The 24,387-nt window shown below is 72.7% G+C and carries 20 protein-coding genes; 9 read left to right on the forward strand and 11 right to left on the reverse strand.

The window, feature by feature from the left end; all coding sequences use genetic code 11:
• Positions 1-51: 51 nt before the first annotated feature.
• Positions 52-990 (reverse strand): methylenetetrahydrofolate reductase, encoded by a 939-nt coding sequence (locus HDA32_RS07925; protein WP_179642579.1) that lies wholly within the window; start codon positions 988-990, stop codon positions 52-54.
• Position 991: 1 nt separating this feature from the next.
• The gene (locus tag HDA32_RS07930; RefSeq protein ID WP_179642580.1) at positions 992-1,363 is read right to left on the reverse strand and encodes a methylenetetrahydrofolate reductase C-terminal domain-containing protein; all 372 of its coding nucleotides are present in this window, start codon (positions 1,361-1,363) and stop codon (positions 992-994) included.
• A 261-nt stretch (positions 1,364-1,624) separates the two neighbouring features.
• Between HDA32_RS07930 and HDA32_RS07935 the strand changes: the two genes are divergently transcribed.
• On the forward strand, positions 1,625-2,827 hold the full coding sequence (locus tag HDA32_RS07935) for a glycine cleavage T C-terminal barrel domain-containing protein (protein WP_179642581.1): 1,203 nt from the start codon (positions 1,625-1,627) through the stop codon (positions 2,825-2,827).
• Positions 2,828-2,888: 61 nt separating this feature from the next.
• Here the strand turns inward: HDA32_RS07935 and purU are convergent, their stop codons facing one another.
• Positions 2,889-3,770, reverse strand: coding sequence for a formyltetrahydrofolate deformylase (gene purU, locus HDA32_RS07940; protein ID WP_179642582.1), 882 nt, complete (start codon positions 3,768-3,770; stop codon positions 2,889-2,891).
• Positions 3,771-4,024: 254 nt separating this feature from the next.
• Here purU and HDA32_RS07945 point away from each other — a divergent pair, with 254 nt between their 5' ends.
• The 3 genes from HDA32_RS07945 (at position 4,025) to HDA32_RS07955 (ending at position 8,196) form a co-directional block, all read left to right on the forward strand.
• Positions 4,025-6,499 carry a GcvT family protein gene (locus tag HDA32_RS07945; protein WP_179642583.1) on the forward strand — a complete coding sequence of 825 codons (2,475 nt, stop codon included), beginning with the start codon at positions 4,025-4,027 and terminating at the stop codon, positions 6,497-6,499.
• Positions 6,500-6,666: 167 nt separating this feature from the next.
• Positions 6,667-7,245: a sarcosine oxidase subunit gamma gene (locus tag HDA32_RS07950; protein ID WP_179642584.1), complete on the forward strand. Its 579-nt coding sequence runs from the start codon at positions 6,667-6,669 to the stop codon at positions 7,243-7,245.
• Positions 7,246-7,446: 201 nt separating this feature from the next.
• Complete coding sequence (locus tag HDA32_RS07955; RefSeq protein ID WP_312863086.1) at positions 7,447-8,196, forward strand: IclR family transcriptional regulator; 750 nt, start codon at positions 7,447-7,449, stop codon at positions 8,194-8,196.
• On the opposite strand, the gene HDA32_RS07960 is transcribed toward HDA32_RS07955, so the two are convergent.
• Positions 8,193-8,708, reverse strand: coding sequence for a gluconokinase (locus HDA32_RS07960; RefSeq protein ID WP_179642586.1), 516 nt, complete (start codon positions 8,706-8,708; stop codon positions 8,193-8,195). The genes HDA32_RS07955 and HDA32_RS07960 overlap by 4 nt on opposite strands.
• Before the next feature lie 134 nt (positions 8,709-8,842).
• Between HDA32_RS07960 and HDA32_RS07965 the strand changes: the two genes are divergently transcribed.
• The gene (locus HDA32_RS07965; protein WP_179642587.1) at positions 8,843-9,547 is read left to right on the forward strand and encodes a FadR/GntR family transcriptional regulator; all 705 of its coding nucleotides are present in this window, start codon (positions 8,843-8,845) and stop codon (positions 9,545-9,547) included.
• Positions 9,548-9,631: 84 nt separating this feature from the next.
• Here the strand turns inward: HDA32_RS07965 and HDA32_RS07970 are convergent, their stop codons facing one another.
• Positions 9,632-11,008 (reverse strand): GntP family permease, encoded by a 1,377-nt coding sequence (locus HDA32_RS07970; protein WP_179642588.1) that lies wholly within the window; start codon positions 11,006-11,008, stop codon positions 9,632-9,634.
• A gap of 201 nt (positions 11,009-11,209) precedes the next feature.
• Positions 11,210-14,251: an alpha-mannosidase gene (locus tag HDA32_RS07975; protein ID WP_179642589.1), complete on the reverse strand. Its 3,042-nt coding sequence runs from the start codon at positions 14,249-14,251 to the stop codon at positions 11,210-11,212.
• A 218-nt stretch (positions 14,252-14,469) separates the two neighbouring features.
• Here HDA32_RS07975 and manA point away from each other — a divergent pair, with 218 nt between their 5' ends.
• On the forward strand, positions 14,470-15,669 hold the full coding sequence (gene manA, locus HDA32_RS07980) for a mannose-6-phosphate isomerase, class I (protein WP_179642590.1): 1,200 nt from the start codon (positions 14,470-14,472) through the stop codon (positions 15,667-15,669).
• Between the two features lie 680 nt (positions 15,670-16,349).
• On the opposite strand, the gene HDA32_RS07985 is transcribed toward manA, so the two are convergent.
• Complete coding sequence (locus HDA32_RS07985) at positions 16,350-17,261, reverse strand: LysR family transcriptional regulator (RefSeq protein ID WP_179642591.1); 912 nt, start codon at positions 17,259-17,261, stop codon at positions 16,350-16,352.
• Between the two features lie 82 nt (positions 17,262-17,343).
• On the opposite strand from HDA32_RS07985, the gene HDA32_RS07990 reads away from it, so the two are divergent.
• Positions 17,344-18,396: a YeiH family protein gene (locus tag HDA32_RS07990; protein WP_179642592.1), complete on the forward strand. Its 1,053-nt coding sequence runs from the start codon at positions 17,344-17,346 to the stop codon at positions 18,394-18,396.
• Between the two features lie 78 nt (positions 18,397-18,474).
• Positions 18,475-18,849, forward strand: coding sequence for an FKBP-type peptidyl-prolyl cis-trans isomerase (locus HDA32_RS07995; protein ID WP_179642593.1), 375 nt, complete (start codon positions 18,475-18,477; stop codon positions 18,847-18,849).
• A gap of 61 nt (positions 18,850-18,910) precedes the next feature.
• Here HDA32_RS07995 and HDA32_RS08000 read toward each other — a convergent pair whose 3' ends face one another.
• Genes HDA32_RS08000 through HDA32_RS08010 form a run of 3 tightly spaced genes read right to left on the reverse strand, consistent with a single transcriptional unit; the run spans position 18,911 to position 22,782 of the window.
• Positions 18,911-20,086 carry an acyl-CoA dehydrogenase family protein gene (locus HDA32_RS08000; protein WP_179642594.1) on the reverse strand — a complete coding sequence of 392 codons (1,176 nt, stop codon included), beginning with the start codon at positions 20,084-20,086 and terminating at the stop codon, positions 18,911-18,913.
• Between the two features lie 3 nt (positions 20,087-20,089).
• On the reverse strand, positions 20,090-21,622 hold the full coding sequence (locus HDA32_RS08005) for a long-chain-fatty-acid--CoA ligase (protein WP_179642595.1): 1,533 nt from the start codon (positions 21,620-21,622) through the stop codon (positions 20,090-20,092).
• Between the two features lie 8 nt (positions 21,623-21,630).
• Entirely contained in the window at positions 21,631-22,782 is a 1,152-nt protein-coding gene (locus tag HDA32_RS08010; protein ID WP_179642596.1) for an acyl-CoA dehydrogenase family protein, read from the reverse strand.
• Positions 22,783-22,915: 133 nt separating this feature from the next.
• Here HDA32_RS08010 and HDA32_RS08015 point away from each other — a divergent pair, with 133 nt between their 5' ends.
• Positions 22,916-23,545 carry a TetR/AcrR family transcriptional regulator gene (locus HDA32_RS08015; RefSeq protein WP_179642597.1) on the forward strand — a complete coding sequence of 210 codons (630 nt, stop codon included), beginning with the start codon at positions 22,916-22,918 and terminating at the stop codon, positions 23,543-23,545.
• An 85-nt stretch (positions 23,546-23,630) separates the two neighbouring features.
• On the opposite strand, the gene HDA32_RS08020 is transcribed toward HDA32_RS08015, so the two are convergent.
• Positions 23,631-24,323 carry a DUF2848 domain-containing protein gene (locus HDA32_RS08020; RefSeq protein ID WP_179642598.1) on the reverse strand — a complete coding sequence of 231 codons (693 nt, stop codon included), beginning with the start codon at positions 24,321-24,323 and terminating at the stop codon, positions 23,631-23,633.
• Positions 24,324-24,387 lie beyond the last annotated feature (64 nt).

Below are 24,387 nucleotides of genomic sequence, written 5' to 3' on the forward strand. Positions count from 1 at the left end.
GGATCCGGCCGGCCCGGCGGCGGGCCGGGTCCGCCCCGCCACTCCGCGTGCTCAGACCGCCAGGGACGAGCCGTCCGGGAGCGGGCGGACGGCCGGGAGGCCGAGGTCGGCGCGCAGCCGGGCCAGCGTGTCGTCACGCCGGAAGTCGGCGATGTGCAGCCCGCGCACACCGGGCTGGGCGAGCGCGTGCCGGGCCTGCTCCAGCGCGATCCGGTAGGCGGCCTCGCGCTGGTCGGAGGCGCGCTCGACGCGCTCGATCAGATCGGCCGGGACGTAGACGCCGGGCACGTTGGCGTCCATGAACCGCAGCGCTTGGGCCCCCCGTACCAGGCAGATGGTCGGCAGCAGCGCGACCTTGCGGGTGAGGCCGGTGCGCTCGGCCAGTTCGGCGAAGTCGGCCAGCCGCTCGGGCCGGTAGCAGATCTGCAACTGCAGGAACCGCGCACCGGCCGCGGCCTTCTTCAACCCCCGGCGCACCCGGTACTCGAACGGGGGCGCCGCTGGGTTCTCCACCGCACCGATGAACAGCGGGGGAGCCGGGGTGAGCGGGCGCCCCGACAGGTAGCTGCCGCGGGCCAGCGTCGCCGCGGTCCGGATGAGCTGGGGCGCGTCCAGGTCGAAGACCCGCTTGGCCTCCGGCTCGTCGCCGGCGGTCACGTCGTCGCCGGTCAGGCAGCAGATCGAGGTGATGCCGTGCAGCGCGGCGCCGACGATGTCGGCCTGCAGGGCCAGCCGGTTCTTGTCCCTGCACACCACCTGCAGCACCGGTTCCACGCCGAGCTCGCGCACCGCGATGGCGATCGCCAGGTTGGCCGCGTGCGCGTGTGCGGCGGGGTTGTCGGTGGCGTTGATCGCGTCGACGTGCGGGGCGAGGCGGGTGACGTGCGCCCGCACGGCGTCGGGCCCGCCTCCGTCGACCGCGGGCAGCTCCGCCGTGATGACCGGTCGGGAGGCGGTGGCCGCACCGAGGAGTTCGGCCAGGCCCGGCACCTCAGGCCTCCCGCTCGCCGGCGTCCCAGCCCTGCGGGGTGACCCGGTCGCGCCCGGTCAGCAGGTTCAGCCAGGACGACGTGCCGCGCAGTCGCCCGTCCACGGGCGGGCGCAGGTCGTCGAACTCCTCGCGCCAGGGGCGCGGCATCCGCTCCGAGCGGGTCTGCGCCTTCAGCCAGACGCAGCGCATCTCGGGTCGCACCTCGCAGCGCCCGTCCTCGCGCACTCCGCCGCACGGGCCGTTGCGCAACGTCTTCGGGCAGGTCATGGGGCAGGTGAGGCCGGTGGAGTGCAGAACGCACTGGCCGCACATGCGGCAGTCCCAGATGGGTTTCTTGACGGCGTGTTCGATGGTCGCCAGCAGTTTGACCATGGGTCCGCCCCGCTTTCCGAGTCCTGCGTGACCGAGGGGTCGCGCGGATCTCAGTTGTTGCGCTATAAGAAACACGATGCTTATAGAAAAACTTTTTGGCTGGATTGCAGCGTAAAACCGGCCGTTCCGTTGCGTCAACAGATGTCCGTTGCGCTACACGAAACTAACTTGGCATGTCACCCCTTGACACCCCGAACCGCGGCGGGAGACGCTCTGTTGCGCATAGCGAATCGCGTTGCGTATCGAGTGATGGAGGTCCCCATGACCGTCATCGAGAACCCGGAGATCCTGCTCTACAGCCGGATCAGGAAGTCGCCGTACTTCTACGCGTCGCGCCGGCACGGCGTGGCCAAGTACAGCGTGTACAACCACACCTACCACCCGAGGCACTACGGCGACCCGGTCGCCGAGTACTGGCACCTGCTCAACGGAGTGACGCTGTGGGACGTCGGCGTGGAGCGCCAGGTGGAGATCACCGGACCGGACGCGTTCACCTTCACCAACATGCTGGTGCCGCGCGACCTCACCAAGTGCAAGGTGGGGCAGTGCAAGTACGTGTTCGTCACCGCCCCTGACGGCGGCATCATCAACGACCCCGTGCTGCTGCGCCTGGGCGAGAACCACTTCTGGCTGTCCCTGGCCGACAGCGACGTGCTGCTGTGGGCGCAGGGGCTGGCCTACAACAGCGGACTGGACGTCACGATCCGCGAGGCCGACGTCGGCCCGCTCCAGGTGCAGGGGCCCAAGTCCAGGGACGTCATGGTCGACCTGTTCGGCGAGCGCGTGCTGGACATCCCGTACTACTTCTGCGCCGAGTACGACCTCGACGGCCTCGACGTGGTGGTCTCGCGCACCGGCTACACCTCGGAACTGGGGTTCGAGATCTACCTGCGCAACGCCACGCGCGACGCGATGACGCTGTGGGACAAGGTGATCGAGGCCGGCACCCCGCACGGCATCCAGGTCATCGGCCCCTGCCACATCCGCAGGATCGAGGGCGGCATCCTCGCCTGGGGCAGCGACATCGGGCTGGACACCAACCCGTTCGAGGTGGGCTACGGCTACGAGGTGAGCTGGATGGTCGACCTGGACCAGGAGGCCGACTTCGTCGGCAAGGAGGCGCTCACCCGCATCCGCGACACCGGCATCAGCCGCAAGCTGGCGGGGGTGGAGATCAGCGGGCCGCCGCTGGGTTCCTACAACGACGGCTCCATGATCGACGTCTTCCCGGTCTCGCGTCCCGGCGGCGAGGTGATCGGCAAGGTCACCTCGGCCTGCTTCTCGCCGAAGCTGGAGCGCAACATCGGGTTCGCCATGGTCCCGGTCGAGGCCTCGGCGCTCGGCACCGAGCTGAGCGTGCGGACGCAGCACGGCCTCGTCTCGGCCACGGTCGTCGAGAAGCCCTTCGTCGACCCCAAGAAGTTCGTGCCGAAGCAGGATCTGCACCGGCTCGTGGCCGGCTGACCCGATCGGCGCCAAGGGGCGGTCCGCCGCGGACCGCCCCTTTCCCCGACCGCGCGCCCGCTCAGGCGAACACCACGGTGCGCCCCTCGTTGAGCAGGACGCGCTGTTCGCTGTGCCAGCGCACGGCCCGGGCCAGCACCTGGGACTCCACGTCGCGGCCGACGGCGGCGAGGTGGGCGGCGCCCATCGAGTGGTCCACCCGGATCACGTCCTGCTCGATGATCGGCCCCTCGTCCAGATCGGGGGTGACGTAGTGGGCGGTCGCCCCGATCAGCTTGACGCCGCGGGCGTGCGCCTGGTGGTAGGGCCGCGACCCCTTGAAGCCGGGCAGGAACGAGTGGTGGATGTTGATCGCCCGGCCCTCCAGCCGCTTGCACAGCTCGGGGGAGAGGATCTGCATGTAGCGGGCCAGCACCACCAGGTCGATGCCCAGTTCGTCGACCAGGCCCATCAGTTCGGCCTCGGCCTCCGGCTTGGTCTGCGGCGTCACCGGGACGTGCCGGAAGTCCAACCCGTAGGACGCGGCCAGGTCGGCGGCGTCGGGGTGGTTGGAGACGATGAGCGCGACGTCGATGGGCAGCGCGCCGATGTGCCGGCGGAACAGCAGGTCGTTGAGGCAGTGCTCGTAGCGCGAGACCAGGATCAGCGCGCGCGTGCGCACCGCGGCGTCGACCAGGCGCCAGGACATGCCGAAGGCCTCGGCGACCCAGCCGAACCCCTGGGCGAGCTCCCCGGCGCTGCGCCGCGGGTCCGGCGTCTCGAACTGCACGCGCATGAAGAACCGCCCGGTGTCGGGGTCGTCGAACTGCCGGCTCTCGGTGATGTTGGCGTCGTGGTGCACCAGGAACTCCGCCACCGCGTGCACGATGCCGGGCCGGTCGGGGCAGTCGAGGGTGAGGACGTGGTCGCGTCCCCGGATCGGTTCGGTGGCTCCGCCGGACATGGGCGCCTCCTCGCAGTCGGACGGTCGCAAAGGCGGCCGGGTGAGACATCTGCGTTGCACCAAGGTTGCGTAATGGGCAACGTGTTCTTCTATCAGAGACAGTGCGTCGGACATCCCGGGTTCGTCAAGACGCGCGACTCGCCGGATCCGGACTCGCCCGATCCTCTTGACAGGTGTGCGCACGCGACGGACGCTGTTGCGTAACTCGCGCTTTGTTGCGCTGAAAGAAACTTCGACGGCGAAGGTGGAGTGCCATGCCGACCTCCGAATCCGCCCTTCGAACCGCGCCCCGGGTCGTCCTCATCGGTGCGGGCATCGTCGGATGCGCGCTGGCCGACGAGCTCACTGCGCGCGGGTACACCGACGTCACCGTCGTGGACCAGGGGCCGCTCTACTCCTGCGGCGGCTCGACCTCCCACGCGCCGGGGCTGGTCTTCCAGACCAACGCGGCCAAGGTCATGTCCGACTTCGCCCGCTACACCGTGGCCAAGTACGGCGCGCTGCGCGTGGCCGACCGGCCCTGCTTCAACCGGGTCGGCGGGCTGGAACTGGCCGCGACCCCCGAACGCCTGGCCGAGCTGCACCGGCGCGGCGGCTGGGCGAACGCGTGGGGGATCCCGGGGCGGGTGCTCGACCCGGACGAGTGCGCCCGGCTGCACCCGCTCGTCGAGGCCGAGCGGGTGCTCGGCGGCCTGCACACGCCCACCGACGGCCTGGCCGACGCCGTGCTCGCCGCCAGGGCCCAGGCCGAGGCCGCGGTGTGGCGCGGTGCCCGGTTCCTGCCGCAGCACGAGGTGCTCGACATCGAGGTCACCGGCGGGCGCGTCACCGGGGTGCGCACCGACCAGGGCCGCATTCCCGCCGACCTGGTGGTGACGTGCGCGGGGATGTGGGGACCGCGGATCACCCGCATGGTCGGAATGACGCTGCCGCTGGTCCCGCTGGCCCACCAGTTCGCCTGGACCGGTCGGGTGCCCGCGCTGGCCGGGGCCGGAGCCGAGGCCGACCACCCGATTCTGCGGTACCAGGAGCGCGACCTGTACTACAGGGAGCGCTTCGACCGGATCGGCATCGGCTACTACGGGCACCGCCCCATGCCCGTCGACGCCGACGCGATCGGCACCCCGGCCACGGCGACCGACCGGCCCATGCCCTCCATGCTGGACTTCACCCCCGATGACTTCGCCCCGGCCTGGGCCGACAGCCGGGAGCTGCTGCCCGCGCTCGGCGGGACCGAGGTCGAGGAGGGCTTCAACGGACTGTTCTCCTTCACCCCGGACAACATGCCGCTCATGGGGGAGTCGCCGGAGGTCGCCGGCTTCTGGGTGGCCGAGGCCGTCTGGATCACGCACTCGGCCGGCGTCGCGCGGGCGATGGCCGAGTGGATCGTGGACGGCGCCCCGACTCTGGACCTGCACGGCTGCGACGTCAACCGGTTCCAGCCGCACCAACTCGCCCCCGGCTACGTTCGGGAGCGCGGCTGCCGCAACTTCATCGAGGTCTACGACGCCCTCCACCCGCTGCAGCCGATGGAGGAGCCCCGCCCGTTGCGGACCAGCCCGTTCCACCCCCGCCAGGCCGAACTCGGCGGGTACCTCCTGGAGGCGTCGGGCTGGGAGCGGCCGCACTGGTACGAGGCCAACGCGCACCTGACCGAAGGGCGCGACATCCCCGCGCCGGGGGAGTGGGCCGCGCGGTACTGGTCCCCGATCATCGGCGCGGAGGCCCAGGTCACCAGGGAGCGGGTGGCGCTGTACGACATGTCCTCGCTGATGCGGCTGGCGGTCACCGGCCCCGGGGCCGCGGCGTTCCTGGACCGCATGACGACCGGCAACGCGCACCGGGAGCCCGGCGCCGTCACCTACTGCCTGCTGCTGGACGAGACGGGCCGGCTGCGCGGCGACATCACGGTCGCCCGGGTCGCCGAGCAGGAGTTCCAGGTGGGCGTGAACAGCCCGCTCGACCTCGACTGGCTCCGCCGCCACCTGCCCGCCGACGGCACCGTCCAGGTCCGCGACGCCACCCCGGGCACCACCTGCATCGGGGTGTGGGGGCCGCTCGCCCGCGACCTGGTGCAGCCGCTGGCCGACCACGACCTGTCCAACGACGGCCTGCGCTACTTCCGCTGCGCCCGGTTCCACGTCGGTGACGTGCCGGTGCTGGCGCTGCGGGTGTCCTACGTGGGTGAACTCGGCTGGGAACTGTACACGACGACTGACCTGGGCCTGCGGCTGTGGGACACGCTGTGGGCGGCCGGCCGCCCGCTCGGGGCGATCGCGGCGGGGCGCGGCGCGTTCACCGCCCTGCGCCTGGAGAAGGGCTACCGGGCCTACGGCGCGGACATGACCAACGAGCACGACCCCTATGAGGCCGGGCTCGGTTTCGCGGTGCGGATGGCCAAGGACGACTTCGTCGGCCGCGCCGCACTGGAGGGACGCGATCCCGAGGCGGTCAAGCGCCGCCTGGCCTGCCTGACCATCGCCGATCCCGCCGACACCGTGATGGGCGGCGAGCCCGTGTGCGTCCCCGGGGCCGAATCCGCCATCGGCTACGTCACCAGCGCGGGCTACGGCCACACGGTCGGCACCGGGATCGCCTACGCCTGGCTGCCGGCCGAGCACGCCGAACCGGGGGTCGAGCTGGAGATCGGCTACTTCTCCCGGCGCGTCCCGGCCCTGGTCGCCGCCGAACCGCTCTTCGACCCGCAGATGCTCAGGCTGCGCGGCTGACTGATGTCCGACGACCGGGTTCGCGCGGGGGCGGCTGCCGCAGTGCGCGCAGGCCGCCGGCGGCACAGCGGGTCCGGGCCCTGAAACCCCCGTCTCGCCCCGCGAACGCGGCGGTCAAAGCCCGATGAGGAACCATCCGTGAGGGACACCAGAGAAAGGCCGCGACCATGAACCCATCCGCACGCGCCCCGCTCACCCGCGGCGCCGGTCCGGACGCGGCGGTGTCCGTGCGCGAACTGCCGCCGTACGCGCAGGTGGAGCTCCGGGTCGATCCGGAGGAGGCGGCGCCGGCCGCCCGGATGGCGGCGGAGTTCCTCAGCTGCGCCCTGCCGGGCCCCGGCCGGGCCTGCGGCGACGGCCGGCCGCACGTGCTGTGGCACGGCCCCGGCCGCTACCTCGTCGTGGACGAGTCCGCCACGGGGCGCGGCCTGGCCATCGGCCTGGCCTGCGCGCTGGGCGGCGAGTACGGGGCGGTGTGCGGCAGCGTCGTCGACGTCTCCGCCCGGTACGCGGTCCTGGAGCTGTGCGGCCCCGGGGCCGAGGGGGTCCTCGCCCGTGACTGCGCCCCGCCCCCGCGCCCTCGGGCCTTCGCGCCCGGCCGCTACGCCCCGACCACCCTGGCCGGCGTCCGCGTCGGCCTGCACCGCCCCGGCCCGTCCCCGTCCTACCGCGTCCTCGTCCCCGCCGACCGCGCCGGCCACGTGCTGGACCGGCTGCTGGAGACGGCGCGGGGGCGCCGCTCCTGACCGGCCGCCCCGGCGGCGCCTGCGGTGCGCGCGGCGCCCGCACTGTCCAGGTTCCGCCAAGGGTCGGCCACTATCGTGGTTTTCATGGCTACCAACAACGACCACGCACCCCGTGACGGATCGGCCGGACGAGCAGGATCCGAGTCACGGGGGCCACAGCGGGAGTCGGGTGGTGGCGCGGAGGCGAACAGGGGCGCACCGGTGCAGTCGGTGGACCGGGCCGTCACGGTGCTGGAGATCCTGGCCCGGCACGGCGAGGCCGGGGTCACCGAGATCGCCGCCGAGCTCGGGGTGCACAAGTCCACGGCCTTCCGGCTGGTCGGCGCGCTCGAACGGCGCGGGCTGGTGGAGCAGCCCGGCCTGCGCGGCAAGTACCGGCTGGGCTTCGGGATCATCCGGCTCGCCGGCACCATGGCGGCCGGACTCGACCTCACCCAGCAGAGCCGCCGGGTGTGCGAGGACCTCGCCGCCGAGATCGGCGAGACCGTCAACGTCGCCATCCGCAGCGGCGGCACCGTGGTCAACATCGACCAGGTGCGCGGAGCCTCGGCCGTGGTCAGCCAGAACTGGATCGGTCGGCAGAACCCCCTGCACGCGACCTCCAGCGGCAAGGTGCTGCTGGCCCACATGGAGTACGCCGAGCTCCGCCGACTGCTGCGCGGCCCCCTCGAAGAGGTCACCCCCAACACCGTGACGGACCCCGAAGCGCTGCGCGCCCAGCTCGACGAGGTGCTGGAGCGCGGGTACGCGACGGCGACCGAGGAGCTGGAGTTCGGGCTCAACGCGGTCGCCGCCCCCATCCGCGGGCTCAGCGGCGAGGTGATCGCCGCGGTCAGCGCGTCCGGCCCCTCCTACCGCATGGAGAGCGACCTGCTCGACGAGGTCGGCCGGACCGTCGCCAAGGCCGCCGCGGAGATCTCCACCCGCATGGGGCACATGGAGATGCGTTAGCGGCGCGCGGTCCCCAGGGCTTCGGTCACGATGCGCACGGCCTCCTCGGTGATCTCCTCGGCGCTGGGCGCGATGTCGATGGTGACGCCGTCCTCGTCGGGGGCCAGCGGCTCCAGGGTGGCCGCCTGGGAGGTGAGCAGGCCCGTCGGCATGAAGTGGCCGGAGCGCTCCCTCAGCCGGGAGGCGATGAGCTCGGTGGAGCCGTCGAGGTGGACGAAGCAGACCCCGGGCGCCCCGGTCCGCAGGATGTCGCGGTAGGCGCGCTTGAGCGCCGAGCAGGCCATGACCGTGGACGCTCCCGTCCGCTCCTGCTCGGCGATCCAGGCCGCCAGCGACTCCAGCCACGGGGTGCGGTCGGCGTCGGTCAGCGGCGTGCCGCTGGACATCTTGCCGATGTTGGCCTCGGGGTGGAACACGTCCGCCTCCGCGTAGGGCAGCCCGAGCCGTTCGGCGACGCGCATGGCCACCGTGCTCTTGCCGCTGCCGGAGACGCCCATGAAGACGAAATGCATGTTCCCACCTTCCGCGTCCCGTCCGTGAAGATGTGATCGAACGGGACGATCCAATCCAATAGTGTTACTAATGTGCCACGCCAGTCCCACCCGCCCCGACCCGGTCCCGGTCGGCGCGCGCACGAAGGAGCCCCATGGCCGCTGACGCGGATCACCGCACCCTGCACAACCGCGTGCTGGCCGACCTGGGGCCCGCCATCGCCGCGGGCGAGTACGCGGCCGGACACGTCTTCACGCTAGAACGCCTGGAGCGCGATTACGGGGTGTCGCGGACCGTGGCCCGCGAGGCCGTGCGGGTGCTGGAGTCCATGCGGCTCGTGGTCAGCCGGCCGCGCACCGGGATCCGGGTCCGGCCCGCGCAGGAGTGGAGCGTCTTCGATCCGCAGCTGATCCGCTGGCGGCTGGCCGGTCCCGGCCGCAACGACCAGCTGCGCTCGCTCACCGAGCTGCGCGCGGCCGTCGAGCCGCCGGCCGCGGCCGCCGCGGCCCGCCGGGCCGAACCGGCCCAGCGGGAGCACATCGTGCGGATCAACGAGCGGATGGCCGCCACCGGCGCGGCCGGCGACCTGGAGGCGTTCCTGCTCCTGGACATCGAGTTCCACCGGCTCATCCTGGAGCTGTCCGGCAACGAGATGTTCGCCGGACTGTCCGGGGTCGTGGCCGAGGTGCTCACCGGCCGCACCGAGTACGACCTGATGCCGCACCACCCCCGGCCCGAGGCGCTGCGCCTGCACGCCCACGTCGCCTCGGCCATCCACGGCGGCCTCCCCGATGTGGCGGAGGCCGCCATGCGCGCCATCGTCGACGAGGTCGTCGACGCGCTCCGGTCGGTCGACTAGAGGGGCCTGAGCCCTGGGACCATGGGCGAGGAGTGCGGTCAACGCGCGGACTCCACGCGAGCCGCCCCCCTCGCCCCCGAATCTCTAGAGCACCAGGCTGAGTACGAAGGCGAAGGCGAAGCCGATCACGCCGATCAGCGTCTCCATCAGGGTCCAGGTCTTCAGCGTGGTCTTGACGTCCATGCCGAAGAAGCGGCCGACCAGCCAGAAGCCCGAGTCGTTGACGTGGGACAGTGCGGTGGAGCCGCAGGCGATCGCGATCACGATGAACGACAGGTCCAGCGTCGACAGCCCCGAGGTGGCCGCGACGGCCGGAGCCACCAGGGCCGCGGCCGTGGTCAGGGAGACCGTGGCCGATCCCTGCGCCACGCGCAGCGCCAGCGCGATCACGAACGCCGCGACGATGACCGGCAGGCCGGTGGTCTCCAGGCTGGAGGCCAGGGCCTCGCCGATGCCGCTCGCCCGCAGAACGCCGCCGAACATGCCGCCGGCGCCGGTGATCAGGATGATGGAGCAGACCGGGCCCAGCGCGCCGTTGACGATCTCGTCCACGCGCTCCCGGGAGAAGCGCCCCGCGCCCAGGGCGAACATGGCCACGATGGCGGTGATGAGCAGCGCCACGGGGGTCTGGCCGATGAGGATCAGGATCTGCGCCCAGAGTTGGCCCTCGTCCACCGCGCCGGTCGTGACCAGCGTGCTGATCCCGGTGTTGCCGAAGATCAGCAGCATCGGCAGCAGCAGGACGCACAGCACGAGCAGGACGTGCGGCGGACGCTCGTACTTGAGCTCCCCGTCCGCGGTGAAGTCGTCGGGGACCGGGAGCTCCCAGCGGCGGCCGGCGAAGCGCGAGAACAGGTAGGCGGCCAGGTACCAGGTCGGCAGGCCGATCACCAGGCCGACCAGGAGCGTGATGCCCATGTTGGCGCCGAGTAGGTCGGCGGCCGCCACGGGACCCGGGTGCGGGGGCACGAAGGCGTGCATGACCGCGAACGCGCCCGCGGTGGGCAGGGCGTAGAGCAGCACCGAGCCGCCCAGGCGGCGGGCCACGCTGAAGACGACCGGGAGCATGACGATCAGCCCGGCGTCGAAGAAGATCGGGAAGCCGAACAGCAGGGAGGCCACGCCCAGCGCCAGTGGTGCGCGCTTCTCGCCGAAGGCTCTGATCAGGGTGTTGGCGAGTACCGCGGCGCCGCCGGTGATCTCCAGCAGCCTCCCGATCATCACGCCCAGTCCGACCAGCAGTGCGACGCTGGCCAGGGTGCCGCCGAAGCCGTCGAGCAGGGTCGGCACGATGTCGGGCAGGGGAATCCGGGTGGCCAGCGCCACCAGCAGGCTGACCAGCACCAGGGACACGAAGGCGTGCAGCTTCACCTTCATGACGAGGAACAGCAGAACGGCGACCGCCGCCGCCGCTATCAACAGCAACGGCACCGTGCCGTAGGCGGGCTCGATGGCTTCCACCAGTGCCTCCGAACAAGGGGGTGGGCGACCCGGTCCGCGTCGCCAATGGCGCAGCCGGGATGACTGCGGCAATGGTAATACCATTTGTGAGGCTTTGTGAGCCTCCGTGTTTCGAATTGTTATCGCCGGGCGCGGCCGACCGCCCCGCCGCACCGCGCAGGGCGGCGGCGGAGGGACTGCCGACCATGGTAGTGACCCGGGTCACATCGTCGGCCGGTCCCTCGTCAACCGCAGCGTCAGGATCTGGAACGGGCGCAGGGAGAACGCGGCCCCCTCGTCGTCGACGTCGAGGACGGGGGCCTCGGCCAGCGGCTCCTCCAGCAGGTCCACCGCCGTCGCCCGGCCCAGGGGGAAGGACGTGCCCAGCCTGGCCCGGGCGCGGCCGCCGCGGGCCTCGTACAGGCGCACCACGACGTCGCCGGAGCGGTCGTCGGCGAGCTTGAGCGACTCCACCACCACGCCGGGGTCGTCGACGGTGACCAGCGGGGCCACCTCGGCGTCGCCGGCGACGACGCGCTCGGGCAGGTTGATCCGGTAGCCCTCGCGCACCGCGTCGACGATGCCGGCACCGGGCAGCAGCGCGTAGCGCAGCCGGTGCACGCCCTGGTCGGTCTCCGGATCGGGGAACCGGGGCGCGCGCAGCAGCGACAGCCGCACCGTCGTGGTCGTGCCGCCGTCCTCGCGCACGGTCCGGGAGACGTCGTGGCCGTAGGTGGAGTCGTTGGCGACCGCGTGGCCGTACCCCGGCTCGCCCACGTGGATCCAGCGGTGCGCGCACGTCTCGAACTTGGCCGCGTCCCAGGAGGTGTTGGTGTGGGTGGGCCGGTGGAGGTGGCCGAACTGCGTCTCCGACGCGGCGCTCTCGGCGCGCACGTCCAGCGGGAACGCGGCCTTGAGGAAGGTCTCGCGCTCGTGCCAGTCGACCTCGGTGTCGACGTCGAGCCGCCGCGCCCCGCGCCGCAGCGTCAGCACCTGGGTCACCCTGGAGGATCCGAACGCCCGCGTGACCGAGACCGCGCCGGCGTCCGGGCCCTTCAGCACCACCGCCACCTCCTCGGCCCCGGTCAGGTCGGTGACGCTGTTGCGGTAGAAGGAGTCCACGTCCCAGGCGTCCCAGGCGTTGGGCAGGTCGGGGTGGATCTGCAGCAGGTTGCCGGGGCCGCCGGGGGCGAGCGCCTCGCGGCCGGTGGCCAGGTCCAGCACCGAGGTCACCAGGCCGCGCCCGTCGACGGTGACGCGCAGCAGCCCGTTGTCCAGCACGTGGCCCCGCGCACCGGAGTCGACCGCGACGTCGGGCCCCTCGGGGACCGGTCGCGCGGCGCCGAGCGCGGGCACCCCGCCGCGGGCGTGCGGAGCGGCGTTGAACACCACGCTCCCGCCGCCGGAGACGTCACCGGCGACGGCCCGCTGGGCCGCCTCGATGATCCCGGTGAGCTCCTCGGCGATCGCGGCGTAGGTGCGGGCGGCCTCGCGGTGCACCCACGCGATCGAGGAGCCCGGCAGGATGTCGTGAAACTGGTTGAGCAGCACCAGCTTCCACAGCCGCTCCAGCCGCTCGTAGGGGTAGTCGGCCCCGGTGCGCACGGCCGCCGTGGCCGCCCACAGCTCGGCCTCGCGCAGCAGGTGCTCGCTGCGCCGGTTGCCCTGCTTGGTCCTGGCCTGGCTGGTGTAGGTGCCCCGGTGGAACTCCAGGTACAGCTCGCCCAGCCACACGGGCGCGTCGGGATAGTCCTCGGCGGCCTTGGCGAAGAAGTCCGCCGCCGACTCCACCCGCACCCGGGGCGAGCCCGCCAGGTCGGCCAGCCGGTCGGCGCGGCCCAGCATCTCCCTGGTGGGGCCGCCGCCCCCGTCCCCGTGCCCGAACGGAACCAGGGAGCGCGTGGCGCGGCCCTTCTCCCGGTAGTTGCGCACGGCGTGCGCGAGCTCGTGGCCGGTCAGCTCGGAGTTGTAGGTGTCCACCGGGGGAAAGTGCGTGAAGACCCTGGTGCCGTCGATGCCCTCCCACCAGAACGTGTGGTGCGGGAACCGGTTGGTCTGGCTCCAGGAGATCTTCTGGGTGAGGAACCACCGCGCCCCCGACAGCTTCACGAGCTGCGGCAGCGCCGCCGAGTAGCCGAAGGAGTCGGGCAGCCAGACCTCGCGGGTCCGCACCCCCAGCTCGTCGCGGAAGAAGCGCGTGCCGAAGCAGAACTGCCGCGCCAGCGCCTCGGAACCGGGCATGTTGGTGTCGGACTCCACCCACATGCCGCCCACCGGAACGAACCGGCCCTCCACCACCTTCCGTCTGACCCGGGCGTAGACGTCGGGCCGGTGGTCGCGGAGCCACTCCAGCTGCTGGGCCTGCGACATCGCGAAGACCAGGCCGGGGTGCTCGTCCATCAGCGAGATGACGTTGGCCGCCGTGCGCGCCACCTTGCGCACCGTCTCGCGCAGCGGCCACAGCCAGGCCGAATCGATGTGGGCGTGCCCGACGGCGGAGATCCGGTGCGCGCCGGCGTGCGCGGGGGCGGCCAGCGAGGGGGCCAGGCGCTCGCGGGCGGCCGGGGCGGTGCCGCCGACGTCGTTGACGTCCAGCGCGTCCAGGGCGCGTTCGACCGTCCGCAGGATCTCCCAGCGGCGCGGCTCCTCCAGCGGCAGCTCCCGCATCAGCTGGCCCAGCACCTCCAGGTCCATGGCGAGCCCCCAGACCTCCTCGTCGAACACCGCGAGGTCGGTCCGGGCCAGCCGGTACAGAGGCGCGTCGCCGGCCGTGTCGGCGTCGCCGAGCGGAGTGGGCAGGAAGCCGTCCGGGCCCAGGATCAGCGGATTGGCCGCGGCCTCGACGTGCAGCAGCACCTCCTCGCCGCCCCGAGCGGGCGCGCCGATCCGCACCCAGGCGTTGCGCGGGTTGAGGCCCTTGATCGCCGTGCCGTCCGGAGCGTGCACCAGGCCCTCGGCGGAGAAGCCCGGCCGGTCGGGGTGGAACCCCAGGTCGATGACCGCCTCCACGGTGCGCCCGGCCCACTCCCGGGGCACCCGCCCCGACAGCCGGAACCAGGTGGTCCCCCACGGCGGTCCCCAGGCGTCGCCGACGGCGGCCGGAGCGTACTCGGCGGCCAGCGCCTCGCGCACCGGCACCGGCTCGCCCGGCGCGTTCCAGCGCTCCACGCGCAGCGGGACCGCGTCCCGATACACCGCCGTCCAGATCCGCTCGCCCAGCACCCGGTTGAGACGGTCCTCCACCAGCCTGCGGTCGTCGTGCATCGAACGCTCCGTTCGTCTGCGGCCTCTGGCGTACGCTTCCAGGGGGTGCGGACTTCGTCAAGGGTTTGGACAAAGGTGCCGATGCCCCCGCGTCCGTCCGGGGTCGTGCCGGCACCACCTCCATGAGTGGTGCCGGCACCGGTGACACGGCGGCGGTCCGCCCGGGAGACTGGTGCGGTCGGCGCATGGTTTTCGGACGGGACGAAAGAGCGGGACGGATGCGAAGGCTGATCAACCAGGTGCGCCCTTACGCGTGGGGGTCGACGACGGCGATCCCGCGCCTGCTGGGGCGGGAACCCGACGGCACCCCGCAGGCGGAACTGTGGCTGGGCGCCCACCCCGGCGCGCCCAGCAGGCTGGTGACCGAGGACGGGGAGGTCCCCTTCTGCGACGTCATCGCGGCCGACCCCAAGGACGCGCTGGGGGAGCGGACCGTCACCCGCTTCGGGGAGCGGCTGCCGTTCCTGCTGAAGGTGCTGGCCGCCGAGGCGCCGCTGTCGCTGCAGGTCCATCCCGACGCCGCGCGGGCCCGCGCCGGCCACGCGGCCGAGGAGGCCGCGGGGATCGCCGTCGACGCGCCCGACCGCAACTACCGGGACCCCCACCACAAACCGGAACTGGTGCTCGCGCTGGAACCGTTCGAGGCGCTGTGCGGCTTCCGCGATCCCGCCGAGGCCCGCGCCGACCTGGAGGGATTCGGCTGCGACCTCGCCGAGGCGCTGCGCGCCGACCTGGCCGCGAGGGACCGGCGCGCCGCCCTGCGCGCGGCCATGACCCGGCTGCTCACCCTGTCCGGACGTGATCGGGACGCCCTGGTCGCCGACCTGGTCGCCGAGTTCGCCGCCCGCCTGGAGAGCGGGGACCCCGCGGGGCCGCACGCCGCCACGGTCGTGGAGCTGGCCGGGCGCTATCCCGGCGACCCGGGGGCCGCCGCCGCGCTGCTGCTCAACCGGATCACCCTGCGGCCGGGCGAGGCGCTGTTCCTGCCCGCCGGCAACGTGCACGCCTACCTGCGCGGCACCGCCGTGGAGATCATGGCCGGCTCCGACAACGTGCTGCGCGCCGGACTGACCGCCAAGCACGTCGACTCCGCGGAGCTGCTCGCCGTCGTCGACTTCGCAGTGCTGCCGATCCCCTACGCCCGCCCGGTCGCCGAGGACGGCCGACTGGACTTCCGCCCCGGCGTCGCCGACTTCGCGCTCTCGGTCATCGGACCGGGCGGCGCGGCCGCGCACCTGCCCGGCGGCGCGCCGACCATCGTCCTGGCGCTGGAGGGCTCGGCCGTGCTGCGCACGGACTCCGGCGGGGAACTGGTGCTGCGCCGCGGCGAGTCGGCGTTCGTCTCCGCCGCCGACGGCCCCGTGGCGGTCGAGGGCGACGCGCATCTGGTGGCCGCCACCACCGGAGGGTGCTGGTAGTACTCGGCCCGAGCCGCGGCGGTTCCGCCGTTGAACGTGAGTTTCAACCTCGACCATCGGGGGTCGTGAAGCCTCAGCCCAAGGAGGGATCCGCGGTGACCGGGCGACGGTGCGCGCCGTCCCCGGCCTCAGGGGGTCGTGAAGCCTCAGCCGAAGGACGGAGCCCGCGGTGACCGGGCGATCCTCTCGCGTGGCCGAAGGCCCATCAAGGGATCGCCCCGGCGCCGCGCCGCCCACGCCGCCACCGTGGGCGCCAGGACGCGACCGGGGTTTCGGCGCGCGCCCACGGCGGCGGGCCGCCGTGCCCGCTCGCCTCGGCCACCGAGGGCGTGAGACACCGGCCACAGGAGCGTGAACCCCCACCCAAAGACTGAACGCACGCCGCCGCCCTTGGGCGCCGGGCCGAAACCATGGTGCCGTCCCGCGTCCACGGCGTCGGCGTGCGCTTCGCGCGCGGGGAGGGCGATTTCCGTCTTCGGGCCTTCGGCCACGCGAGAGAATCGCCCACCCGCACGCCCTCCCTCCTGGGGCTGGGCCTTCACGACCCCCTGGGGTCGAGGTGGAGGGGCCCGCCCGCGCGCCTACTCCGTCCCGGGGCCGAGGTCAAAACTCGGGTTGAAGTTGCAGACCTCGGTGAGATCCGGGTTCAAGGCCGGCGAGACCTCCAGTGGCGGACGGCCTCAGCGCGGCTGCGGCGCGGTCGCGATGCGCACCAGGTGCGCGGCCGGGGCGCTGAGCCGGAACCGGCGCGGCCAGACCGCGCGCAGCGGGCGGCGCAGGTCGACGCCGCTGACCGGCACCTCCCGGAGCCGGCCATCGGCCAGCTCACCGGTCACCGCCAGCACGCTCAGCACCGCGGGCGCGGCCCCGCTGGTCACGGCCACCTTCACCGCGGCGTTGGAGGGGAGCTCCAGCGCGGGGGCCGCCGGTTCGACTCCGGCCGTGCGGGCCAGCGCCTGCTCCAGCGTCGTCCGGGTTCCCGAACCCCGTTCGCGCATCACCAGGGGAGTCGCGGCCAGCTCCCCGACCGCCACCGGCCGCCCCCTGCGGGCCCACGGGTGCCCCGGTGCGGTCACCACGGCCAGCCGGTCCGTGCCGACCCCGGCCGCCGCGAGGTCGCGCGGCAGATCCAGCGACTCGATGAAGCCCAGGTCCACCGCGCCGTCGTGCACGAGATCGCCGACGTCCTCGGAGTTCACCACCCGCAGCCCCACCTCGATGCCGGGCTCGGCCGCGCGCAGCGCCGCCAGCCAGCCGGGCATCAGGTACTCGGCGACCGTCATGCTGGCCGCGACCCCGAGCACGGCCCGCCGCCGGCGCCGCAGAGCGGCCACCCCCTCCAGCAGCTCCTCGGCCGCCGCGACCGCGTCGCCGGCCCGCTCCAGCACGGCCCGGCCCTGCGGGGTGAGCCGCGAACCGGTGGTGTCGCGCACCAGCAGCGGCACCCCCAGTTCGCGTTCCAGGGTGTCCAGCCGCCGGCTCGCCGACGCCTGGGTCAGCCCCATCTCGGCGGCGGCTCTGCCGATGCTCCCGTACGACCCCACCAGCAGGAACAGTTCCAGGCTGGCGAGGTCGGGCCAGTTCCGCCTCATGCGCGCCTCATGCGGTCACTGTATGGGATGGTGCGGAATCGCCCCCTACCGGCGGCTGCACGGTCCGGCCAGGCTGGGCGCCATGACCACCGATCAACGTGACGACGCGCGCCCCGCAGCGGCGGCCGGGCGCGGGAGCCGCTGCCGCCGCGCGTTCACCGCGGAATCCCCGCTGCCCGGACTGGTTCTGACGGCGGCGGGCGTCGCCGCGGCCTTCGGCGCCGACGCGCTGCTCCCCGCGGCCGGTACGCTCATGGCCGCGCTGGTGCTGGGCGCGGTGCTGGCCAACATCGGGCTCGTCCGCCCGGTTTTCGTTCCCGGGCTGCGGGCCGCGACGAGGACCCCGATGCGCGCGGGGATCGTGCTGCTCGGACTGCAGCTCGCGCTGCCCGACGTGCTCGGCCTCGGAGCGCCGGTCCTGGTCATGGTCATGGCCACCGCGACCGTGACGTTCTTCGGCACGGTGCTCATGGGACGTCTGCTCGGCATCGGGGTCCGGCGCAGCCTGCTCATCGCCTCGGGCGTCTCCATCTGCGGCGCCTCGGCCGTGGCGGGGGTCAACGGCGCGCTCGACGCCGAGGAGGACGACGTCATGACCGCCGTCGCGCTGGTCACGATCTTCGGCACGGCGGCCGTGTTCGCGTTGCCCCTGCTGCGGGGCCCGCTCGGGCTGGACGAGGCGGCCTTCGGGGTGTGGGCCGGCGCGGGCGTGCACGAGGTCGGCCAGGTGGTGGCGGCCGCCGGTATCGCGGGCGGCGCGGCGCTGGCGCCCGCGGTGGTGGTGAAACTGACCCGGGTGGTGCTGCTCGCGCCGTTGATCGTCGGGGTGAACCTGTGGCTGCGCCGCTCAGAAGGGGCGCGGTCCGCCGGCGGGCGGCCCCCGATCGTCCCGCTGTTCGTCACGGGATTCCTCGGCGCCGTCGCCGTCGGCGCCCTGGGCGTGCTGCCGGAGCCGGTGCTCGCCCCGATCGAGGTGGCGCAGAACGCGCTGCTGTGCGCCGGCCTGTTCGCGATGGGCACCTCCGTCCGGCTCGCCCGGCTGGTCCGGACGAGCGGCCCGAGCCTGCTGCTGGGGGCGGCCGCGACGCTGCTCGTGCTCGGGACCGGCTACGTCGGCGTCACCGCGCTGTTCTGAGCGCCTCGCGGCTCCGACCGCCCGGTGTCCCCGCTACGCTGAAGAGCTCGTTCACGACCACGACAAGGGGTTCCACCCATGGCGCTTGAGCGTCCCGAGATCGACTTCATCGACGGCCCGCCGCCGGCCGGCCTGGAGATCACCGACGTCACCATCGGTGAAGGCGCCCAGGCCGCGCACGGCTCCACGGTCAACGTCCACTACGTCGGCGTCGCCCATTCCACCGGGGAGGAGTTCGACGCCTCGTGGAACCGCGGCGAGCCGCTGCGCTTCCCGCTGGGCGCCGGCCGGGTCATCGCGGGCTGGGACCAGGGCGTGCTGGGCATGCGCGTGGGCGGCCGGCGCCGGCTGGTCATCCCGCCGCACCTGGGGTACGGCAACCGGGGTGCCGGGGGCGTCATCAAGCCGGGCGAGACCCTGGTCTTCGTGGTGGACCTGGTCGGCGTCAACTGATCCCGGTCCCGCCGGTCCCCGCGCCCGTCGGCGCCCCGCTCCCGCGGGGCGCCGACGCGGTTCAGCCCAGTGTCGCACCCACCGTGACGTGCCCCTTCAGCAGGTCGCGGGCGATCGTGCGGCGCTGGATCTCGTCGGTGCCCTCATAGATCCGCAGCAGCCGCAGCTCGCGGTACCAGCGCTCGATGGGCAGCTCCCTGGTGTAGCCCATGCCCCCGTGGATCTGCAGCACCCGGTCCACGATCTCGTTGGCCTTCACACCGCCGTAGAGCTTGGCGATGGACTGGGCGTGCCGGGAGTCGCGGTCGGCCGTGACCTGCCAGGCGGCATGCAGCACCAGCAGCCGCAGCGCCTCGATCTCCACCTGGGAGTCGGCGATCATCCACTGGATCGCCTGGCGCTCGGCGATCGGCTTCCCGAACGTCTCGCGCGTCTTGGCGTACTCCACGCCCATGGCCAGCAGCCGCTCGCAGCCGCCGAGCGCGCGGGCCGGCAGCAGGTAGCGGCCCCTGCCGATCCACTTCATGGCCAGCGCGAAGCCCTGGCCGACCTCGCCGAGCACGTTGGCCTCGGGTACCCGCACGTCCTCGAACACCAGTGACGCCGGACCCCATTCGCCCATGGTGTCGATGGGCTCGGAGCGCCAGCCGGCCTCGCGGTCGGCCAGGAAGCAGGTGACCCCGCCGTTGGCGCCCTTCTCCGGATCGGTCACCGCGAACACCATGGTGAAGTCGGCCTCGTTGCCGCCGGTGATGAAGGTCTTCTCCCCGTTGATCACCCACTCCGCGCCGTCCTTGTGCGCGCGGGCGCGGATCGCCTTGGCGTCGGATCCGGCGCCGGGCTCGGTGATCGCGAAGCAGGACCTGCGCTCACCGGCGATCGTGGGGACGAGGTAGCGCTCGCGCTGCTCGGCGTTGGCGTGGTAGAGGATGTTGTCGGCGTCGCCGCCGAAGCGGAACGGCACGAAGGAGCGGCCCAGCTCGATCTCGATCAGCGCGGCGCTGACCGGATCCAGGCCCATGCCGCCGTACTCCGTCGGCGTCTGCACGCCCCAGAAGTCGGACTTCTTGGCGAGCGACTGCAGCTCGCGCAGCTCCGCGCCGGTGAGCCCGTGCGCCTCGCCGCGCCGTTCGCGGCGCAGCACCTCCGCTTCGAGCGGCATGATCTCGCGCTCGACGAACGTGCGCACCCAGTTGCGGATCTCCCGCTGTTCCTCGGTCAGTGCGAAGTCGACCATGTCCTATTCCCGGCCTTCCTGGTGAAAACGGGCGCGCAGCTCACGCTTGAGCACCTTGTGACTGGGGCCCAGTGGCAGCTCGGCCACGATCTCGACCCGCCGCGGGTACTTGTGCCCGGCCAGCCGCTCGCGCCCCCACGCCAGCAGCTCCTCGGCGACGATCTCGGCACCCGCGGCGGGCACCACCACCGCGCAGGTCTCCTCGCCGAGCTCGCGGTGCGGCACTCCGATCACCGCGACCTGGGCCACGTCCGGGTACTCGGAGAGGACCTCCTCGATCTCGCGCGGGTAGACGTTGTAGCCGCCGCGGATGATCAGGTCCTTCTTGCGGTCGACGATGCTGATGAAGCCGTCGCCGTCCTTGACGCCGATGTCGCCGGTGCGGAACCAGCCCTCGACCAGGGCCTCGGCGGTCGCCTCGGGGTTGTTGAGGTAGCCGGCGAACACGTTGTGCCCCCGGACCACGATCTCGCCCTGCTCGCCGGGCGCGAGCAGCTCGATGCGGTCGTCGATCCCGGCCGCGGCGATCTCCACCTCGACGCCCCAGATCGGGTGTCCCACGGTCCCGGCGCGCGCGCCGAACGCCGGCTGGTTGACGCTGGCGGTGGGCGAGGTCTCGGACAGGCCGTAGCCCTCGTAGACCTCGGTGCCGAACGCCTTTTCGAACCGGTGCAGCACCGCCACCGGCAGCGATGCGCCGCCGGAGATGCAGATCCGCAGCGAGGGGAGCTCCCGGTGCCGCTGCGCGGCCTCGGCCAGGTGGACGAACATCGTCGGGACGCCGAGGAAGTTGCTGACGTTCTCGGCGCGCATCAGCGCGATGGCCTGGTCGGGATCGAACCGGTGCTGCAGGACGAGGGTCGCGCCGGCCCGGAACGTGGTGTTCAGCGCCACCGTCTGGCCGAACGTGTGGAACAGCGGCAGGCAGCCGAGCACGACGTCGCCCCGCTGCATCGGATGGCTGTCGAACGCGTTGACCGTGGCGTTCATGACCAGGTTGAGGTGGCTGAGCAGCGCGCCCTTGGGGCGGCCGGTGGTGCCGCTGGTGTAGAAGATCACCGCGATGTCGTCGGGCTCGCGGGAGACGGCGGCGGCCAGCGGCGCCGACCGCTCGACGAGCGGTTCCAGGGCGTCGGGGGAGTCGGCGACGCCCACCGTGCGCACGGGGACGCCGGCCTGCTGCGCCGCGCGTGCGGCGAGGTCTGCGTAGTCGCCCCAGCCGATGACCAGCCGTGCCCCGCTGTCGGAGACGAGGTGCGCGGCCTCGGCGGGGGTCAGCATGGGCGGGACGGGCACGATCGTGCCGCCGGCGGCGAGCACGCCGTAGTAGCAGCGGACGAAGTCGGCGACGTTGCCGGCGAGCAGGGCGACCCGGTCACCCGGGCCGATGCCCAGCTCGCGCAGTGCGGAGGCGTGGCGCAGCGACTCCGTCCAGATCTGGGCGTAGGTGAGGCGGGCCTCGCCGTCGACGAGGGCCACCCGGTCGGGGTGGCAGCGGGCGGACTCGGCCAGGACACTGGCGAGGGACAGGTGCATGCCGGCTCCTATGCGAATGCGTTGACGCCGGTGAGGGCGCGGCCGATGAGGAGTTTCTGGATCTGGCTGGTGCCTTCGTACAGGGTCATCACCCTGGCGTCGCGCAGGAACTTGCCGACCGGGTACTCGTCGAGGTAGCCGTAGCCTCCGAACACCTGGATGGACAGGTTGGCCGCCTTCACCGCCGCCTCGCTGGCGTAGAGCTTGGCCATGGAGGCCTCGGTCGCGAACGGTTCGCCCCGGTCGATCAGGTCGGCCACCCGCCAGGTCAGCAGCCGTGCGGCGTCGGTCTCCACCGCCATCTCGGTGAGCATCTCCTGGACCAGTTGGAAGCCCGCGATGGGCCTGCCGAACTGCTGCCGCTCCCCGGCGTAGCGCAGGCTCTCCTCCAGCGCGCCGCGCGCGATGCCCACGCACCCGGCCGCCACCGACATCCGGCCTTTGTGCAGCGCCGACATCGCGATGCGGAAGCCCTGCCCCTCCTCGCCGAGCCGGGCGGAGTCGGGGACCCGCACGCGGTCGAAGGCGAGTTCGGCGGTGGCCTGCCCGCGCAGCCCGAGCTTGCCGTGGATCTCGCGGCGCTCCAGGCCGGGGGAGTCGGCGGGGACGAGGAACGCGGTCACGCCCTTGGGGCCGGGACCGCCGGTCCTGGCGAAAAGCACGATCACGTCGGCCCACGTGCCGTTGGTGATGAAGGTCTTGGCGCCGGTGATCTCCCAGTCGCCGCCCACGCGTTCGGCGCGGGTGGACAGGTTGCCGGCGTCGGAGCCGGTGTCGGGCTCGGTGAGGCCGAAGCAGCCCACGGCCTCGCCCGAGGTGAGCCGGGGCAGCCAATGGGCCTTCTGCTCCTCGTCGCCCGCCGCGGCGATCGTCTTGGCGACCAGCCCCAGCGACACCGAGACGATGCCGCGCACCGAGGAGTCGCCCCGGCCCAGCTCCTCCGTCACCAGGCAGTAGGCCAGGTGGTCGCCCTCCGAGCCGCCGTAGGCCTCGGGGACGGTCAGCCCGAGGAACCCCACCTCGCCGAGCTTGCGCACGATGCCCCGGTCGACCGCCTCGGCCCGGTCCCACTCGCGGACGTGCGGCAGGACCTCCTTGGCGACGAAGTCGCGCGCCAGATCCCGGACTTGGGCCTGCTCTTCGGACAGCCGAAGATCCATTCGCCCTCCTCTAAACCTAACAGTGTTTGGTTTGGAGCGTAGGACCTGGGATCATCGTTTGGCAAGGCGAGGGCTGCCCGAGACTGCCCGATACTGGAGGAGCACGCCGACAACGGGGAATGGGGACGAACGAGTGGCTCGACCGAAGACGCCGATCCTGAGCCCGGTGCGCATCAGGCGGGCCGCGCTGGCGCTCGTCGACCGCGACGGGCTGGACGGGCTGTCCATGCGCAAGCTCGCCGCGGAGCTGGACGTCCAGGCGGCCTCCCTCTACAGCCACTACCGGACCAAGGACGAGCTCCTGCAGGACATCGCCAACGAGATCATGGAGGACGTTGACGTCTCGGGCTTCACCGGCGGCGACTGGCGGCACGGCCTCACCGTCTGGGCGCGCTCCTACCGGGCGGCCCTGGCCGCGCACCCCCACATGGTCCCGTTCATCGCGATGGGCCCGGGGCGCAGGGAGGTCTCGCTGCACCGCGCCGACGCGGTCCACGGCGGCCTGACCGGCGCCGGCTGGCCGGCCCGCCAGGCCACCATGATCGGCGCGGCGACCAAGTACCTCGTCGTCGGCGCCGCGATCAGCTCCTTCTCCCGGGGCTTCGACGACGACGTCCGCGTCTACGTGAACCGCTATCCCAACCTGTCGCAGGCCCACCGGCTCTCCGAGCACGCCGCCGAGATCGACGAGGAGAGCTTCGGCCTCGCCCTCTCGGCTTTCCTGGACGGCCTGGAAGCACGGCTCGCGCACCTGCCGGACTAGCGGCGGGGCGGCTGCGGGAGACACGAAGGCCCCGGCGCACGCGCCGGGGCCGCAGGGGGCGTCGCGGGGCGGGTGCCCGTGCGGTTCAGCCGATCGGTTCCGGAAGGCGCTCCACGTCGTAGGCGACGCCGAGGGCGCCGCCGGTCGAGGGGTCGCCCAGTTCGACGCGCCACGCGCCGGCGAACTGGTCCACCTGCCCGTGCATCGGGATGGTGCCTGAGAGCAGGACCGTTCCAGGCCGCAGCAGTCCGCGCTCCTCCAGCACCCCGACCCAGTACCGAGGAGGGAGCAACTCGGCGAGGGTTCCGCGCTGGATCTCGGTGTCGGCCTTCTCCGCGCCGACCCAGGCGGTCAGGGTGAGGTCGTCGATCCGGTCGGCGACGTCGACCAGCCGCCACGCGCGGGAGCCCAGCACGTCGGGGGCCGCGTTCTTGCTCCAGGCCACCCCGTGCACCTCCAGTGCCCGATCGGTGTGGTCGCAGGCCACGGTCAGCAGCAGGTCCTCGGGGCGATCGCCGGCGACGACGAGCGCCCATTCGGCCTCGCCCGAAGTGTGCTCGTGCGGGGCGGCCACCGTGCCCGTCTGCTGGGCCAGATAGGGGGAGACCGGGTAGAGGGCCGGGGTCTCGGTCGGGGCCGGCACGCCGAGCTCGGCCAGCTCGCGGACGTGCGCCCGCACGTCGTCCTGGCTGCGCCCGGCGTAGCCCCCATTGAGCAGCGTCCGGACCGTGGTCTCGACGACCGTCCCGTTGTCGAGTTCGAATTTCAACGGTGTCATGTTCCGCCTCCGCACTTGCGCATACGAGCTGTATACAAGCAGTATAAGCAGTGGCGTCCGGTTC

This window comes from Spinactinospora alkalitolerans (assembly GCF_013408795.1).
Lineage (GTDB): Bacteria > Actinomycetota > Actinomycetes > Streptosporangiales > Streptosporangiaceae > Spinactinospora > Spinactinospora alkalitolerans.